This window comes from Tabrizicola sp. (assembly GCF_022842145.1).
In the GTDB taxonomy this organism is placed as follows: domain Bacteria; phylum Pseudomonadota; class Alphaproteobacteria; order Rhodobacterales; family Rhodobacteraceae; genus Tabrizicola.
Genome location: NZ_JALHQD010000004.1, coordinates 232,568 through 249,033 on the forward strand (window position 1 = coordinate 232,568; position 16,466 = coordinate 249,033).

The following is a 16,466-nucleotide window of genomic DNA, read 5'->3' on the forward strand; positions in this document are numbered from 1 at the left end:
GGCTCTGACCATAGGATTCTGGCGTCAGATTGCGGCCACCACAAGGCCCTGTGGTGGAAACATTTGCCACCGATACAGCCTTGACGCGCAAAGTTCGGCAACTACCGCAAGCCGGAACAGCCTTGAGTTGCAATCGGGCCGCATTTGCCGTGGCAGGGTCTAGCGCAGGTGCGGCTTCCAGATCGACTCGGCCTCGGCCTTGCTGAGGACCCGCGTCGGCGCCGACATCAGCAACTGGCCGTAAAGGCTGCGCCAGACGTCCTGCTGCATCAGGCCGCGGAACCGTGCATGCCGCCAGGCGACCGCATCTTGATGGAGCGGGCCCAGCACCGCATCCGCCTGCAGCGCATCCCGAAGGCCGCGGCTCTCCAGCCCCAGGATCGAGCGGTCCTCCTCAGCGCAGAAGTTCCGCTCCAGCCAGTAGCCGGCGTCAAGCCCGCCGTCGGCATGCACCGCCCGGCCCCGGTCGCGCTTCAGTAGGAAGCTTTGCACCGCGCCCAGCGGATAGTGGTTCAACTGCACAAGGCCATGACTGTCCCGCCCCACGTCCGAAAAGATCCGCCCCCGGTGGAAGGCCGCCGGCAACCTCCGCCCGGACCCGTCGAACCAGCGCTGTCCGGCAAGCCGCTCGACCACCGGGGCGCGCGGCCGATGCACGCCCAGCTTGCCATAGCTGCCATCGTTGCGGACCAGCGTCTTGAACAGATGCGCCCGCCACGGCCAGTGCAGCACATGCGGTGCCGCGCGGGTGAAGGTCTCGGTCACCGCAGAGTCCGCGTACTCCACCACGCCCGCATTGCCGAAAAGCCGCCAGGTCAGCGTGATCGCCGTCGCCTCCGGCAGCACGGCCAGAAGGGCAGGGATCGTCCGGTTGCCGACGTGGACATTGACGAACTCGTCGATGTCCAGAGGCAGCACCCAATCGGCTTCGGTCACCAGCGGATGCCGGGCCGCCTGTTTCAGCGCTGCCCATTGCGGCCCCTCGCCGTGCGGCCCCGGATTGCGGACATGGGTCAACCAGCCCAACGCCTCCAGCCGGTCCAGCATCGCATCGGTGCCGTCATCGCAATCGTTCGAGAAAACGAGGAAATCCGTAACTCCGCAGGCCCGGTGATGCGCCAGCCATTCAAGCAGGAACGCGGCCTCGTTCCGCACGCAAAGCACGGCCGTGATCTTCACCCCGCCCGCCCTTTCATCTTTGCCTGAAATATCCCCGCCGGAGGCATCCGACCTCTCCACCCGCACCACGCCCGAAGGCCTAGCACGGACAGCGAAGCCCGGCCAACCTTAGAAGAATGCCTGCACCCCGGTGATGGCACGGCCCAGGATCAGCGCATGGATGTCATGCGTACCCTCGTAGGTGTTCACCGTCTCCAGGTTGACCATATGGCGCATCACCTGGAAGTCTTCCGAGATCCCGTTGCCGCCATGCATGTCGCGCGCCCAGCGGGCCGCCTCCAGCGCCTTGCCGCAGTTGTTGCGCTTGATGATGCTGATCATCTCCGGTGCCGCATTCGCCTCGTCCAAAAGCCGCCCGACGCGCAAGGAGGCCTGCAAGCCCAGCGAAATCTCGGTCATCATGTTCGCCAGTTTCAACTGGAACAACTGCGTCCCGGCAATCGGCTTGCCGAACTGCTTGCGGTCAAGGCCGTACTGCCGCGCTGCGGCCATGCAGAACTCGGCCGAACCCATGACGCCCCAGGAAATGCCATAGCGCGCCCGGTTCAGGCAGCCGAACGGCCCTTTCAGCCCTTCCACGAAGGGCAGCAGCGCGTCCTCGCCCACCTCGACGTCCTTCATGACGATCTCGCCGGTGATGGACGCCCGCAAGCTGAGCTTGCCCCCGACCTTCGGAGCCGTCAGTCCTTTCGTGCCCTTGTCCAGCACAAAACCCTTGATCTTGCCGCCATGCGCCTCGGACTTGGCCCAGACCACGAAGACATCCGCGATGGGCGCGTTCGATATCCACATCTTTGCGCCGTTCAGCACATAGCCGTTGGCGGTCTTTTTCGCGACCGTCTTCATCCCGGCCGGGTCCGACCCCGCATCAGGTTCCGTCAGGCCGAAGCAGCCGATCCACTCGCCCGTGGCAAGCTTTGGCAGGTATTTCATCCGCTGTTCTTCGGTGCCGTAGGCGTAGATCGGATACATCACCAGGGATGATTGCACCGACATCATGGACCGATAGCCCGAATCGACCCGCTCGACTTCCCGCGCCACCAGCCCGTAGGCCACATAGGACGCGCCCAGCCCGCCGTATTCCTCAGGGACCGTCACGCCCAAGAGACCCATCTCGCCCATCTCGCGGAAGATCGTCGGATCGGTCGTCTCGTCCCGGTAGGCCGCGATGACCCGGGGTTGCAGCTTTTCCTGCGCATAGGCGCGGGCCCCGTCGCGCAGCATCCGCTCTTCCTCGGTCAGCTGGTCGTTCAGCCGGAACGGGTCCTCCCAGTCGAACCGGCCCAGATCGGGTGCGTCCTTGGCTTTCAGCTTCGGTTGGGTGTGCAGGGTATCGGGCATGGGAACCTCCATCGTTGCATGCATCATTGCAGAAAAGCGCAGGGCAGGCTATCGAAAGCCCTGCACGGGTTCATGAGGGAAACTCATAATGCTGCCCCGCCGCTACCTGCCGCCAATCCCCGCCCTCATGGCGCTGGAAGCCGTTGACCGCCTTGGCACGGCCTCCGCCGCGGCCGAAGAGTTGTCCCTGACGCAGGGTGCCATCAGCCGTGCGCTGCAAGGGCTGGAGGCGCAGCTTGGCGTCGCGCTCATCCTGCGCGAACGCCAGCGCCTGCGACTGACACCTGCGGGGCGTGACTACGTGGCCGAGGTGCGCAAGGCATTGAACCTGCTGGCATCCGCCTCCCTCACCCTGCGCGCCAACCCGACCGGAGGCGCGCTCAACCTCGCCATCCTCCCCGCCTTCGGGATGCACTGGCTCGCCCCGCGACTGGCCCGCTTCGCGCAAAGCCACCCGGAGGTGACGATCAACCTGTCGACCCGCCTGAAACCCTTCGACTTCACCGGAACCGCTTTCGACGCGGCCATCCACTATGGTCGGCTGGACGGGGGCCGTCAGGACTGGCCGGATGTCGACAGCCTGAAACTCATGGACGAAGAGGTCCTTGCCGTGGCTGCCCCCGGCGTCCCGGCGCTTGGCGCGGCGACCGACATCCTCCACCACCCACTGCTCCAGCTTGAATCCCGCACGGGCGACTGGGGCCGCTGGCTGGCACACCATGGCCACCCCGGCCTACGTCCCCCCGGCATGCTGTTCGACCAGTTTGCCACCCTGACCCAGGGCGCGATCCACGGCATGGGACTGGCGCTGATCCCGACCTTCCTCATCCAGCGCGAGCTTTCCGAGGGCCGACTGATCCCCGTTTTCGGCCCCCCGATCCGCGCCTTGGGCTCTTACTACCTCGTCTGGCCCGACACGATTCCCGACCGCGCGCCACTCCGCTCCCTACGACTATGGTTGCAGTCCGACGCCGCCGATCCCGCCTTGACCCCCACCGACCCGCCCGCCACTCTTGCCTGAACGCCCGGAGGCCCCGTGACCCAGATCCCGCAAAGCATCGACGCCGTCGAAACCATGCTCGCCGGTCAGGGCTACGTCGCCTCCCGCGCGCTGGCCACCGTGGTCTTCCTATCCCTGAAACTCGGCCGCCCCCTGTTCCTCGAAGGCGAGGCCGGCACCGGCAAGACCGAGATCGCCAAGACCCTCGCCGCCGCCCTCGGTCGGCGCCTGATCCGCCTGCAATGCTACGAAGGCCTCGACGCGGCCTCCGCCGTCGCCGAATGGAACTTCGCCGCCCAGATGATCGCAATCCGCACGGCAGAGGGCACATCGGACCGCGATCAGTTGAAGACTGCACTTTTCACCGAAGACTACCTCATCGAACGACCGCTCCTCGCCGCCATGCGCCCGCAACCCGGCGGCGCGCCCGTCCTCCTCATCGACGAGATCGACCGCACCGACGAGCCGTTCGAGGCCTTCCTCCTCGAAGCCCTCTCCGACTTCCAGGTCACCATCCCGGAGCTGGGCACCATCAAGGCCCCCGAACCCCCCATCGTCATCCTCACCTCGAACCGCACGCGCGAGGTGCATGACGCCCTGAAACGCCGCTGCCTTTACCACTGGGTCGACTACCCCACCTTCGACCGTGAACTCGCCATCCTGAACTCCCGCGCCTCCGAAGCCCACTCCCAGCTTTCCCGCGAAGTCGTCGCCTTCGTCCAGAAACTCCGCCGCGAGGACCTCTTCAAACGCCCCGGCGTGGCCGAAACCATCGACTGGGCCAAGTGCCTTCTCGCCCTCGACGTCATTGCCCTGTCCCCGGAAGTCATCTCCGACACCCTGGGCGCGATCCTGAAATACCAGGACGACATCCAGAAACTGCAGGGCCTCGAGGCCAAGCGCCTCCTGGACGAGGTCAAACGCGAACTGATCCCGGCATGACCATTCATCTGTCCGCAAATATCCCACGGGGAGCGCGAGGGGTGTGAAACCCCTCGCTCCGACGATGGCCACCTACACGCCCCTCGACATCCCCGAAGACGGCAAGCTCGCCCATAACATCGCCCATTTCGCCCGCGCGCTGCGCAAGGCGGGCCTCCCCATCGGCCCTGGCCGCACGCTTGACGCCGTGAACGCCGTCGCCGCCGCAGGTTTTGACCGGCGCGAGGATTTCTACTTTACCCTGCAAGCCATCTTCGTCTCCCGCCCCGAGGAACGCTCCACCTTCGCCCAGGTCTTCCGCCTCTTCTGGCGCGACCCGCGCTATCTGGACCACATGATGTCGCTGATGCTGCCGCAGGTGCATGGCGTGCAGGAGGATCGCCGTGCAGAAGCCGCCGAAAAGCGCGCGGCCGAGGCGCTGCTGGACGGCCAGCTTCCCCCGCCCCCGAAGGACGACGCGGAAGGCGAGCAGATCGAGATCGACGCCTCCTCCACCATGTCCGGCGAAGAACGTCTCAAGACTCTCGACTTTGAACAGATGTCCACCGACGAGATCGCAGCCGCCAAGCGCATGCTGGCAAAGCTTACCCTCCCGGTGCAGCCCCTGAAGACCCGCCGCACGGCGCCAAGCACCCTGACTGCAAGGATCGACGCCCGTCGCACCCTGCGCGACGCCCTGCGCCATGGCGGCGAGATGACCAGGCTGATCCACAAGGCGCCGGTGACCCGTTGGCCGAACCTCGTCGTCCTGTGCGACATCTCCGGTTCGATGGCCGATTATTCCCGCATGGTCCTTCACTTCGTCCACGCCGTCGCCAACCGCAAAGGTCAGGGCTGGGCCCGCGTCCACGCCTTCACCTTCGGCACCCGGCTCACCAACATCACAAGACACCTGCGCGCCCGCGACGTTGACGCCGCCCTCCGCGCCGCCGGGTCCGAGGCACAGGACTGGTCCGGGGGCACGCGCATCGGCCAATCGCTTCACGCCTTCAACCGCGACTGGTCGCGGCGCGTGCTGGGGCAGGGGGCGGTGGTTCTTCTGATCACCGACGGGCTTGACCGGGACGATGCCGACCTGCTGTCCAGGGAAACCGAACGCCTGCACCTGTCCTGTCGCCGCCTGATCTGGCTCAATCCGCTGCTGCGCTGGACCGGCTTTGCCCCCAAGGCGCAAGGCATTCGCGCGGTCCTGCCGCATGTCGACAGTTTCCGCGCCGGGCATTCCATCGCCTCGCTGGAAGCCCTTGGCCGCGCGATCTCGGAACCCTCGGACCACGGCGAACGCGATCGGCTCTTGGCAATGATCCGCAACTAGGCGGGTCGCCGGCAAGGTTATGGCTTTGCAAGTCGGTGATATCGCATATCAGCAACCCATGCCCCTAGTTAAGCGTATAGGGCCACGAGGAACCGGATGAATTCATATCCGTTATTCCTGAGCCCATCAGAATGAGGACTGGTACATGAGAAGACTTCTGGTATCCACCACGGCCCTTTCGGTGGCGATGAGCCCCCTGGGCACAGTGCCGGGCTTCGCCCAGGTACTGAACGAGGACGGCTCGGTCACCGGCAATGACGGCGCAGTGCTGTGCGTGCCGACCGCCGATGCGGCCTGCGACCTTGAAGCGATCATCGCGCAGATGGAAGCCGATGCCGCCGCCGCCGCCGCTGTAGAAGCGGAAGCCGCTGCGGCTGCCGCTGCCGAAGAGGCCGCCGCCGCCGAGGCTGCGGCACAAGTCGAAGCCGAAGCAAAGGTTCAGGCCGATGCTGAAGCCGCCGCCACCGCCGAGGCCGCCGCCGCCGCAGAAGCCGACGCGCAGGCTGCGGCTCAGGCCGAAGCTGACGCCGCCGCCGCTGCAGCAACGGCCGCTGCCGAAGCGGAAGCTGCGGCACAGGTAGAAGCAGAAGCTGCGGCTGCACGTGCGGCCGAAGAACAGGCCGCTGCCGAGGCGGCTGCTCAGGCTGCTGCTGAAGCCGAAGCCGCTGCTCGGGCTGCCGAAGATGCTGCCGCCGCCGAGGCTGCTGCTGCTGAAGAGGCCGCACCCGCGGAAGAACCCGCAGTCGAGGAAGCCCCCGCCGAAGAACCGGTGGTGGAAGAACCTGTGGCCGAGGAACCTGTTGCCGAAGAGCCGGTGGCTGAAGAACCGGTGGCCGAAGAGCCAGTGGTTGAGGAACCCGTAGCTGAGGAACCGGTGGCTGAAGAGCCGGTCGCGGAAGAACCCGTTGTTGAAGAACCGGTCGCCGAAGAGCCTGTGGCCGAGGAACCCGTCGCGGAAGAACCTGTAGCGGAAGAACCAGTCGCGGAAGAGCCTGTTGCTGAAGAGCCTGTTGCCGAAGAAGCTGTAACCGAAGAGCCGGTGGCTGAAGAGCCTGCGGTCGAGGGGACGGTCGAGACAGAAGCAGCCGTCGACCCGAACACCGGCGAGCCCGTCGATCCCGCCGTCGCTGCAGAAGCCGTCGCCGAAGCAGAGGCCGAACTTGAAATCACCGAAGGTGGTGAAGTCGTCGACCCGGCCGCTGGCCTTGTGGTTGCCGAACCCGATCCGGCTGTTGAAGTCGAACCGGTCGAAGCGCCTCAGGTCTCGGAGACCGAGGTTGAAAGCCTGACCCAGCTTCTGACGGCCGATCCGCTGGCCATCAATCCGTCGACTCTGGCAGCAGCTGAACTGGTGGCCGCTGCACCTGCGGAAGACGATGCCGCGACCGAGATCGTCGAAGCCGACCCGGCCAATCTGGTGGCCGAGACGACCGAGACGATCACCGAGGAAACTGCCCGGACCTCCTCCGAAGAATTCGCTGCGGCCCCCACGGCCCTTGGCGATGGCAGGAAGAGCGGTTTCTCCGATCTTGAAAAGGCCGGTCTTCTGGTCCTTGGTGCGCTCGCCGTCGGCGCGATCATCAAGAACAACCGGGAAGCCGCCGCGACGGATACCACCGTATCGACGATGGGACCGGGCGAAAGCCGGGTCGTGTCCAATACCGGTGACCGCGTGATCGTGCTGCAGCCCGACGGCACCTACCGGGTGCTGAAGGACGATGACACCGTGATCCGCCGTCCCGGTTCGACCGTTCGGACGGAAACCTTCCGTGACGGTTCGACCCGGACCATCGTGGAACGTGCCGACGGCACGCAGGTGGTTACCATCCGCGATGCGACCGGCCGCGTCCTGCGCCGGGCGACCTATGACGACCTTGGCCGCGAGCTCGTCCTCTTCGACGACCTCGCAGAAGAGGAAGTCGTGGTGATCCGCGACCTGCCGCGCCCTGAACGGCGGATCGTGATCTCGTCCAAGGACGACGACGCCGCCCTGAAGCGTGAGCTTGCAGCCCTGGAAGCCGAGAAGGCGGGCCGCAAATTCTCGCTCCGCCAGATCCGCGAGATCCCGGAAGTGCGGGCGCTCGCTGCCACGATCGACGTGGAACCGGTGACCTTCGCCTCCGGCTCTGCCGCGATCCCGGCGGAAGAGGCGCGTGACCTGGCCGACCTTGGCCGCGTCATGCAGGAACTGCTGGACGAGAACCCGCGCGAGGTCTTCCTGATCGAAGGCCACACCGATGCGACCGGCAAGGCGGCGATGAACCTCGCCCTCTCTGACCGCCGCGCGGAATCGGTTGCGCTGGCCCTGACCGAGTACTTCGACATCCCGCCGGAGAACATGGTCGTCCAGGGCTACGGCGAGACGGAACTGCTGATCGACACCGCGGAAAGCGAGGCCCGCAACCGCCGGGTCGAGGTCCGGGTGATCACACCGCTGCTGCGGACCGCCTCGCGCGGCTAACCCAGCACCCCATACCAAAGTCGCGCCGCGGGCATCCCCCGCGGCGCTTCATTTTGGTGGCATCGGTCCTCGCACGGACGCATACTCCCCCCATGACCCGCGCCGTGCATGACCAGATCCCCGAAGCAGCCCTCGCCTGGCACCGCGCCGGCAAAGGCGCCGCCCTCGCCACCGTGATCGAGACCTGGGGCTCCGCCCCGCGCCAGGCCGGCAGCCAACTCGCTATCTCTGGTGATGGTGAGATGCTCGGCTCTGTCTCCGGCGGCTGTGTCGAAAGCGCCGTGATCACCGAGGCGCTGGACGCCCTTCAGGACGGCAAGTCCCGCGTCCTGACCTTCGGCGTCACCGATGAGACTGCCTTTGCCGCGGGCCTCGCCTGCGGAGGCACGATCCGCGTCCTCGTCGAACCGGTGGGCCACGGTGCCGAGGCGCTGCCCGAAACCATGCTCTCCGACCTTGTAGACGCCCGCGCAGCCCCCCGCGCGGCGGCGATCGCGACCACGCAGGCCACCTGGGAAAGACGCTTTATAACGCCCGGCGACGACCCGGCCGCCGACGCCCGCTTCAAATCCGACCGCTCGGGTATGGAAGAGGACGGCCGCTTCATCGCCATCCACAATCCCCCCCTGCGCCTGATCGTGGTCGGCGCCGTCCACATCGCCCAGCCCCTTCTCCAGATCGCTCGCACCTGCGGCTACGCCCCGACCCTCATCGACCCCCGCGCGGCCTTCGGCTCGGCCGAGCGGTTCCCCGGCGAGACGATCCTGGAGGATTGGCCTGATGAGGCCCTTGCGGCGTTGGAACCGGACGCCCGGACCGCCATCGTGACGCTGACCCACGACCCCAAGCTTGACGACCCCGCCATCCGCGTGGCGCTCAACTCGCCGGCCTTCTACCTTGGCTGCCTCGGGTCCACCCGCACCCACGCCAAGCGCGTCGACCGGTTGACCGCCGAGGGTTTTACCCCCGACCAGATCGCCAAGATCCACGCGCCCGTCGGTCTGGACATTGGCGCCAAGACGCCCGCGGAAATCGCGGTCAGCGTCATGGCCCAGATCACCGAAACCCTGCGCAAGTAATGCGCTTCGGTCCGCTTCCCCTGTCGCAGGCCGAAGGCGCTATCCTGGCCCATTCCGTCGCCCTGTCCGACGGCCGCCTTCGCAAAGGCTGCACCCTTGGCCCGCGCGAGATCGCTTTGCTTCAGGCGTCGGGCAGGACCGAGGTCATTGCCGCCCGTCTGGACCCGGAAGACCTGCATGAAGACGCCGCTGCGCTTGCCATTGCCCGGGCTCTTGTCCCCGACACGGTGGTTGCGGGCCTTGACCTCCGCCCGGTGGGCACTGGCCGCGTCAACTTGCACGCCCGCGCGGCCGGCGTGGTCGAGGTCGATGCCGACCGGGTGAATGCGCTGAACGCCGTGGACCCGATGGTCACCCTGGCCACCGTTCCCCGCTGGCAGCGCGTCGGTGCCGGTGAAATGGTCGCCACAGCCAAGATCATCGCCTACGGGGTTGCGGAAAGCTCTGTCCGCGCTGCCTGTGATGTGGGGGCGGAGGCGCTTCGCCTGCGGCCCACCCGGTTGCGCCGCGTCGCGCTGGTCGAAACCCATGCCGAAACCACGGCAAAGACCTTGGGAGTCGATGCGATAACCCAGCGGCTGGCCGCTCTGGGCGCCGGGCTTTGCAGCCATCTCCATAGCCCGCACCGGGAGGCTGATCTGGCGGCAGTTCTGGCGGAAGTTACGGATGCCGAACTGATCCTGATCCTGACGGCTTCGGCTACTTCGGACCCGCACGACGTTGCGCCAAGTGCGGTGCGAAAGGCAGGGGGGCACATCGAGCGGTTCGGGATGCCGGTCGATCCCGGCAACCTGCTGTTTATTGGCAACCTGAATGGCACACCGGTCATCGGCCTGCCCGGTTGCGCCCGCAGCCCCGCGCTGAACGGTGCGGATTGGGTGATGGAGCGGCTGATTTGCGGTGTCGCCGTCACCAGCGCGGATATCGCCGGGATGGGCGTGGGCGGGCTATTGAAGGAAATCCCGACGCGTGGACGCCTGCGTGAGGCGAAACCGGAATGAAAAAGCGGGGGCAGATTGCCCCCGCACAGGTCCAGGTCGAACTGGGCTGGCCTTACTTGGGGCCGATCATCATCACCATCTGGCGACCTTCAAGCCGCGGGAAGCTTTCGATCTTGCCCACCTCGGCAACATCCGCCTCGACCCGCTTAAGAAGCTCAAGACCCAGGTCCTGGTGCGCCATTTCCCGACCCCGGAAGCGCAGGGTGATCTTCACCTTGTCACCCTCGTCCAGGAACTTGAAGACGGACCGCATCTTGACTTCATAGTCATGGATGTCGGTCCCCGGGCGGAACTTGATTTCCTTGATCTCGATGATCTTCTGCTTCTTGCGGGCCTCGGCCTCGCGCTTCTGCGTCTCATACTTGAACTTGCCGAAGTCCATGATCTTGCAGACCGGCGGAACCGCGGTCGGCGAGATTTCCACCAGGTCAAGTCCGGCTTCCTCGGCCATCTGCATCGCGCGGGCGGGGGTCACCACCCCGACGTTTTCGCCATCCGCGCCGATCAGGCGGATCTCCGGAGCGCGAATGCGGTCATTGATGCGGGGACCGGTTTCGCGTTGCGGCGGGGCATTGTGCGGTCTGCGGGCTATGGTAGTCGTCCTTTGATGGTTCAATGTGCGGCGGCAATCTAGACCCCGGCGCCCACATCTGCAACCCGGCTGGCCTCCCAGAGTTCCAGTTTTCCGCAAGATTCCGGCGTTTTTCCCCGTGCTGCAGTGCGGCACCCTTTTCATTCGGCGGGCGAGGTGCCATATGACCGCCATCCGGGCGCTAGCTCCGGTCATGGGAGTATTAAACATGAACAGAACCGTTATCATCGGTGCCATCGTCGTCCTCTTGGCAGCTGGCGGCTACTACCAGTTCAGCTACAAGCCGGCTCAGGAAGCTGCGGAGCAAGCTGCTGCTGCTGCTGTACAGGCCGAGGCTGACGCCAAAGCCGCTGAAGAAGCTGCCGCCAAGGCTGCTGAAGAGGCCGCCGCCGCCGCACAGAAGGCCGCTGACGAAGCTGCCGCTGCTGCCGCCGCGACCACCGAAGCCGCGACCGACGCTGCCGCCGCAACCACCGAAGCTGCGACTGAAGCCGCTACCGCTGCAACCGACGCAGCTGCCGCCGCTCTGGATCCGGCCAACTTCAACGCAGACGCTGTGGTCGCCCTGATCGACGGCTCGGCGCTTGACGATGCGACCAAGGCGACGCTGAAGACCGCCGTAGAAGCCGCCCGCGCCAACCCTGCGCTGGTCGCCGACACCATCGCCCAGGTCAAGACCGCACTGGGAATGTAATCTTTCGGTATCCGGCCGAAAGCGAAGGCCGCAGAGGATTCCTGCGGCCTTTTTCTTTACGCTGTGACGTGCCGCGGAAATGCAAATGGCCGCGAGGATTACTCCCGCGGCCTGCGACTTCCAAAGGTTAACGCGACCTTAACATGATCCGGCATTTACCTGACAAGATTGAATAATCCAGATTGCACCGCCGTGGTGGATCAGATCCCGTCCCCGACGAAAGCCTTCTCGACGACGAATTCCTTGGGGTCCGAATTCGCCCCCTCACGCAGTCCGAACCCCTCCAGGATCGTCTTCACATCGACGTTGAAAGCGAGGCTTCCGCAGACCATCGCCCGGTCTTCCTCGGGGTTCATCTTCGGCAAATCGAGGTCGGCGAAGACTTTGCCCGAGGCAAGGTTGTCCGTCACCCGCCCCATGTGATGGAAGGGCTCGCGCGTTGTCGTCGGATAGTAGCGCAGCTTGCCCTGCACCATCTCGCCGATCAGCGGGTCGGTCTCCAGCCCCTCGACAAGCTGACGACCATACTCCAGCTCAGCCACTTCGCGGCAGGTGTGCATCATGATGACCTGGTCGAACTTCTCGTAGACTTCGGGATCGCGCATCAGGCTGGCAAACGGGGCAAGCCCGGTACCGGTCGCCAAGAACCACAGCCGCTTGCCAGGAAGCAGGGCGTCGACCACCAGCGTCCCCACAGGCTTGGGCCGCAGGATGATCTCGTCGCCCGGCTGGATATGCTGGAGCCGGCTTGTCAGCGGGCCGTCCGGGACCTTGATGGAGTAGAACTCCAGTTCCTCATCCCAACTTGGCGAAGCGATCGAATAGGCCCGGAGCAGCGGCTTGCCGGTGTCGCCCATCAGGCCGATCATGACAAACTCTCCCGACCGGAACCGCAGCGTAGCGGGACGCGCGACGCGGAAGGAAAAGAGCCGGTCCGTCCAGTGCTTCACGCTGGTGACGACCTGCGCGTCGGGAAGGTGAGGTTTCGCGGGGGCGGTCATCTGGACGGTCTCGTTCATCGTTTCGCCCTCCATAGGCGAGCGTGTGCCGCGAGGGAAGCCCTCGCTCTGCGGCAAAATTGGCTCAATTAGGCGCGCAGACGGGCCTGATAGTGATGCTGCTGCCAGTCGACTGTGCGGAACTGCCATTGATCGGCGGGCTGGCGCGCGGCGAGGTCGTCCGGGATCTCGGCCCCGTCAAAGCCCACGCGGCGGAGCATGGCATACTGGTCGGCGATCACCGGACCCTTGGCGAGAAGCTGGCCCGAGTATCCCATTTCCCGCAAGCGGCGGGCGATGGTGAAGGCGCGGCCGTCGTTGAAGGCGGGGAAGGCGACACGGATCAGGGTCAGCCGGTCAAGGTGATCTTGCAGTGCCGCCGGATCATCGGTGTTGGACAGATCGACGGCGGTTTGGTCCGTCAGATCAGCCAGGGCCACGATGTCGGCCTGCGTTGCCGGCCCGAAGCCTGTGTCGGTGACGGTAACGGTCATGCCGCATTCTCCGTTGATTTGTGGTCGGTCTGGACCTTCACGGCCTTGCCGTCGATGAAATGGATACCGCATTCGGTCTTCGCCTGCCCGCGCCAGCGACCGGCGCGAGGGTCTTCGCCTGGCTTCACCGGGCTGGTGCAAGGCGCGCACCCGATCGAGGGGTAGCCCTTTGCGACTAGGGGATGCCGGGGCAGGCGGTTTTCGACCAGGTATTCTTCCAGGTCCTCGCGCCCCCAATGGGCAAGCGGGTTGACCTTGATCCGGTGGTCGCCCTCGTTCTCGAAGAACAGAAGCGCCTCGCGGTCCGTGTTCTGGAACCGCTTGCGGCCGGTGATCCAGCCGTCGAAGGGGGCCAGAGCCCGTTCCAGCGGTTCCACTTTGCGGACGTTGCAGCAGCTGTCGGTCGAAAACTGATGCAGCGTGCCGTCCGGGTCCTCGAAACTGACCCGTGCGGGGTTTGCCCGAATGGTCCGGACGTCGCAGAGGTGCAGTTTTTCGGCAAGGTCGCGCTGGTAGTCCAGCGTTTCCTGAAACAGCATCCGGGTGTCGATGAATAGGACCGGGGTTTCGGGTGCGATGACGGAGACGAGATGCAGCAGCACGACGGACTCCGCCCCGAATGACGAGACGAGGGCCACTTGGCCAAGGTCGTCGTCCTTCAATGCATGCTCCAGCACGGCCGTTGCCGAATGATGCTTGTAGCGCGCGTTCAGCGTCGCGACACGCTCGGCAACCGGGCCTTCGTGGCGCCCGAACTGACTGGCGTCACGCGGCATCTTTTTCGCCTTCGGCCTCGTAGAGAGCGGCCTTGAACGGTTCCATCCCGACGCGCTTGTACGCCTGGAGGAAGGTCTCGGACGGCTCCGTCCGCAGGTCGAGGTAGGCGCGCAGGATGCGTTCGATGGCGGGGACGATCTCGGTATAGGCAAAGCCCGGTCCGGTCTTTTCGCCGATCACCGCATCTTCGGTGCCGTCGCCACCAAGCGTTATCTGGTAGTTCTCCACCCCCGCACGGTCGAGGCCGAGGATTCCGATGTGGCCGACGTGGTGGTGGCCGCAGGCGTTGATGCAGCCAGAGATCTTGATCTTCAGCGGGCCGATTTCGTGTTCAAGCTTCAGCGCCTCGAAATGCGTGGCGAGTTCCTGTGCGACGGGGATCGAGCGAGCCGTGGCAAGGGCGCAGTAGTCCATGCCGGGGCAGGCGATGATGTCGCTGAGGAGGCCCACATTGGCGGTGCCGAGACCGGCCTGCGTCAGCGCCGCATGCAGAGTCGGCAGGTCCGACTTGTGGACATGCGGCAGGATCACGTTCTGTTCGTGGCTGATGCGCAGGTCGCCGTGGCCGTACTTCTCGGCCAGGTCAGCCATGAGGCGCATCTGCGCGCTGGAAGCATCGCCGGGGGTTTCGCCATGCGCTTTCAGGCTGATCGTGACGATAACGTATTGCGAATTGCGGTGGGCGGTCAGGTTGGTATCGGACCAGGCGCGGAACACGGGGTCTGCGCTGTAGAAGGCGTCGTAGGCGTCGGTCGGCGCGCTGCGGAAGGCGGGGGGCGCGAAGGCCTCACTGATATCCGCCAGCAGTTTCAGGTCGTTGCCGCCGAAGAGGGGACGCAGCTCGGCGAACCGTGCTTCGATCATCCGGGTGATTTCTTCGGCCCCGGTCTCGTGCACGGTGATCTTGATCCGTGCCTTGTACTTGTTGTCGCGGCGGCCGAGCGTGTTGTAGACGCTGAGGACGGCCTCGACGTACGGCAGCAAATCGGCTTCCGGTAGGAAGTCGCGGACAGTCACGCCGATCATCGGAGTCCGGCCAAGGCCGCCACCGACCATGACCTCAAAGCCCGGCTCGCCAGCCGCGTTGCGGACCATGCGCAGGCCGATGTCGTGCGCCTTGGTCACGGCGCGGTCGTTCGGCGCGCCGGTGATGGCAATCTTGAACTTGCGCGGCAGGAACTGGAATTCCGGGTGGTCGGTGGACCACTGGCGGAGAAGTTCGGCGTAGGGACGTGGATCGGCGATTTCGTCGGCAGCGGCGCCAGCGAAGTGGTCGGCGGTGACGTTCCGCACGCAGTTGCCCGAGGTCTGGATGGCGTGCATCTCGACATCCGCCAGCGCCTGCAGGATCGCGGGCACGTCGGGCAGTTTCGGCCAGTTGAACTGGATGTTCTGCCGGGTGGTGAAGTGGCCGTAGCCCTTGTCCCAGGTGTCGGCGATATAGGCAAGCTGGCGCATCTGGCGCGGGCTGACCGTGCCATAGGGGATCGCCACGCGCAGCATGTAGGCGTGCAGTTGCAGGTAAAGCCCGTTCATCAGCCGCAGCGGACGGAACTCATCCTCGGTCAAGGAGCCGTCGAGGCGGCGTTCCACCTGATTGGTGAACTGCGCCACGCGGGTGCGGACGAAGGCTTCGTCGAAGTCGGAATAGGAGTACATCTGCGCTCTCAGCTGGCCAGGTCGGCTTGCTTGCCGTGGTTGTAGTTCGACGGGCCGCGGGTGCGGAATTCTTCGCGGAAATGCGTCGGCTCCGGGCCGTTCGCCCCAGGCTTGGCATCGGCGAGATAGGCGCCGACCACAAGAAGTTTCTGGGCCGCAGCATGAAGGAGACGCATCTGGGCGTGGGCCTCGTCCTCGATCAATTCTGCCTCGTGGTGGACAGGCGACCAGCGGTCATCGGTGGTGAGATACACGACATCGCCCTCGCGCAGGCGATTGGCGGTGACGACCTTGGGGGTGAAGCGGCGGCTCATGGCGATTATCCCGGGATTTCCTGTTCCAATATAGGACATTTTCCCGAATGGGGGCTATGGGTGCTTGCAGATAAGGATGTGTGTTCCGATACTGCCACACACGCGAACACATGTTCCGCCGGAAAGGGTAATCGAGGAATGACCGCCCCCCTGGACGATCTGGACCGGAAAATCCTGTCCGAACTGCAGCAAGACGCCGAGCAAAGCCTGGACGAAATCGCACGTAAAGTGGGGTCGTCCAAGACCCCGGTGTGGAACCGGATCCGCCGGATGCGCGAGCAGGGGGTGATCACCCGGACAACGGCGATCCTGGACCCGGAAGCGCTGGGGCTGGAGGCCTGTTTCTTCGTGCTGATCCGGACATCCGAGCATGAGGCGGAGTGGCAGCGGAAGTTTCTGAAAGCCCTGCGGGAACGCCCGGAAGTGCTTGAGGCGCACCGGCTGGCCGGGGACATCGACTATATTCTGAAGGTGCGGGTGAAGAACGCGCGGGCCTACGACACGTTCTATCAGGCGCTGATTTCCGAGGTGCGGATCTACAACGTGACGGCGCTTCTAAGCATGGAAGAGATCAAGTCGACGACGGTACTGCCGCTTTAGGGGCGGAGCCTTCGGCGGCG

Annotated in this window: 16 protein-coding genes; 8 read left to right on the forward strand and 8 right to left on the reverse strand. The window is 65.3% G+C overall.

Going from position 1 to position 16,466, the window contains the following annotated elements; genetic code table 11:
- Nucleotides 1-159: 159 nt before the first annotated feature.
- Nucleotides 160-1,179 carry a glycosyltransferase family 2 protein gene (locus Q0C42_RS12200; RefSeq protein WP_295075930.1) on the reverse strand — a complete coding sequence of 340 codons (1,020 nt, stop codon included), beginning with the start codon at nucleotides 1,177-1,179 and terminating at the stop codon, nucleotides 160-162.
- A 108-nt stretch (nucleotides 1,180-1,287) separates the two neighbouring features.
- Nucleotides 1,288-2,520, reverse strand: a complete 1,233-nt coding sequence (locus tag Q0C42_RS12205; protein ID WP_295075933.1) for an acyl-CoA dehydrogenase — start codon at nucleotides 2,518-2,520, stop codon at nucleotides 1,288-1,290.
- 85 nt (nucleotides 2,521-2,605) lie between these two features.
- Between Q0C42_RS12205 and Q0C42_RS12210 the strand changes: the two genes are divergently transcribed.
- The 6 genes from Q0C42_RS12210 (at nucleotide 2,606) to Q0C42_RS12235 (ending at nucleotide 10,318) form a co-directional block, all read left to right on the forward strand.
- Nucleotides 2,606-3,541: a LysR substrate-binding domain-containing protein gene (locus Q0C42_RS12210; protein WP_295076318.1), complete on the forward strand. Its 936-nt coding sequence runs from the start codon at nucleotides 2,606-2,608 to the stop codon at nucleotides 3,539-3,541.
- 15 nt (nucleotides 3,542-3,556) lie between these two features.
- The gene (locus Q0C42_RS12215; RefSeq protein ID WP_295075936.1) at nucleotides 3,557-4,462 is read left to right on the forward strand and encodes a MoxR family ATPase; all 906 of its coding nucleotides are present in this window, start codon (nucleotides 3,557-3,559) and stop codon (nucleotides 4,460-4,462) included.
- 64 nt (nucleotides 4,463-4,526) lie between these two features.
- On the forward strand, nucleotides 4,527-5,777 hold the full coding sequence (locus Q0C42_RS12220) for a VWA domain-containing protein (protein WP_295076321.1): 1,251 nt from the start codon (nucleotides 4,527-4,529) through the stop codon (nucleotides 5,775-5,777).
- 145 nt (nucleotides 5,778-5,922) lie between these two features.
- The gene (locus Q0C42_RS12225) at nucleotides 5,923-8,238 is read left to right on the forward strand and encodes an OmpA family protein (RefSeq protein ID WP_295075939.1); all 2,316 of its coding nucleotides are present in this window, start codon (nucleotides 5,923-5,925) and stop codon (nucleotides 8,236-8,238) included.
- Between the two features lie 92 nt (nucleotides 8,239-8,330).
- Nucleotides 8,331-9,317, forward strand: a complete 987-nt coding sequence (locus tag Q0C42_RS12230) for an XdhC family protein (RefSeq protein WP_295075942.1) — start codon at nucleotides 8,331-8,333, stop codon at nucleotides 9,315-9,317.
- Nucleotides 9,317-10,318: a molybdopterin-binding protein gene (locus Q0C42_RS12235; RefSeq protein WP_295075945.1), complete on the forward strand. Its 1,002-nt coding sequence runs from the start codon at nucleotides 9,317-9,319 to the stop codon at nucleotides 10,316-10,318. Before Q0C42_RS12230 ends, Q0C42_RS12235 begins: the two co-directional genes overlap by 1 nt.
- A 52-nt stretch (nucleotides 10,319-10,370) precedes the next feature.
- Here Q0C42_RS12235 and infC read toward each other — a convergent pair whose 3' ends face one another.
- Complete coding sequence (infC, locus tag Q0C42_RS12240) at nucleotides 10,371-10,910, reverse strand: translation initiation factor IF-3 (protein ID WP_367115736.1); 540 nt, start codon at nucleotides 10,908-10,910, stop codon at nucleotides 10,371-10,373.
- A gap of 208 nt (nucleotides 10,911-11,118) precedes the next feature.
- On the opposite strand from infC, the gene Q0C42_RS12245 reads away from it, so the two are divergent.
- The gene (locus tag Q0C42_RS12245; RefSeq protein WP_295075951.1) at nucleotides 11,119-11,604 is read left to right on the forward strand and encodes a hypothetical protein; all 486 of its coding nucleotides are present in this window, start codon (nucleotides 11,119-11,121) and stop codon (nucleotides 11,602-11,604) included.
- A 200-nt stretch (nucleotides 11,605-11,804) separates the two neighbouring features.
- Here Q0C42_RS12245 and Q0C42_RS12250 read toward each other — a convergent pair whose 3' ends face one another.
- From Q0C42_RS12250 to Q0C42_RS12270, 5 genes are all read right to left on the reverse strand, one after another.
- Nucleotides 11,805-12,623 carry a ferredoxin--NADP reductase gene (locus Q0C42_RS12250; protein WP_367115732.1) on the reverse strand — a complete coding sequence of 273 codons (819 nt, stop codon included), beginning with the start codon at nucleotides 12,621-12,623 and terminating at the stop codon, nucleotides 11,805-11,807.
- 68 nt (nucleotides 12,624-12,691) lie between these two features.
- Nucleotides 12,692-13,096, reverse strand: coding sequence for a DUF934 domain-containing protein (locus tag Q0C42_RS12255; protein ID WP_295075954.1), 405 nt, complete (start codon nucleotides 13,094-13,096; stop codon nucleotides 12,692-12,694).
- The gene (locus Q0C42_RS12260; RefSeq protein WP_295075957.1) at nucleotides 13,093-13,872 is read right to left on the reverse strand and encodes a phosphoadenylyl-sulfate reductase; all 780 of its coding nucleotides are present in this window, start codon (nucleotides 13,870-13,872) and stop codon (nucleotides 13,093-13,095) included. Before Q0C42_RS12260 ends, Q0C42_RS12255 begins: the two co-directional genes overlap by 4 nt.
- Nucleotides 13,862-15,532, reverse strand: a complete 1,671-nt coding sequence (locus Q0C42_RS12265; protein ID WP_295075959.1) for a nitrite/sulfite reductase — start codon at nucleotides 15,530-15,532, stop codon at nucleotides 13,862-13,864. The genes Q0C42_RS12260 and Q0C42_RS12265 overlap by 11 nt, the downstream gene beginning before the upstream one ends.
- Nucleotides 15,533-15,540: 8 nt before the next feature.
- Entirely contained in the window at nucleotides 15,541-15,846 is a 306-nt protein-coding gene (locus Q0C42_RS12270) for a DUF2849 domain-containing protein (RefSeq protein ID WP_295075961.1), read from the reverse strand.
- 138 nt (nucleotides 15,847-15,984) lie between these two features.
- Here Q0C42_RS12270 and Q0C42_RS12275 point away from each other — a divergent pair, with 138 nt between their 5' ends.
- Nucleotides 15,985-16,446 carry an Lrp/AsnC family transcriptional regulator gene (locus Q0C42_RS12275; RefSeq protein WP_295075965.1) on the forward strand — a complete coding sequence of 154 codons (462 nt, stop codon included), beginning with the start codon at nucleotides 15,985-15,987 and terminating at the stop codon, nucleotides 16,444-16,446.
- Nucleotides 16,447-16,466: the final 20 nt, after the last annotated feature.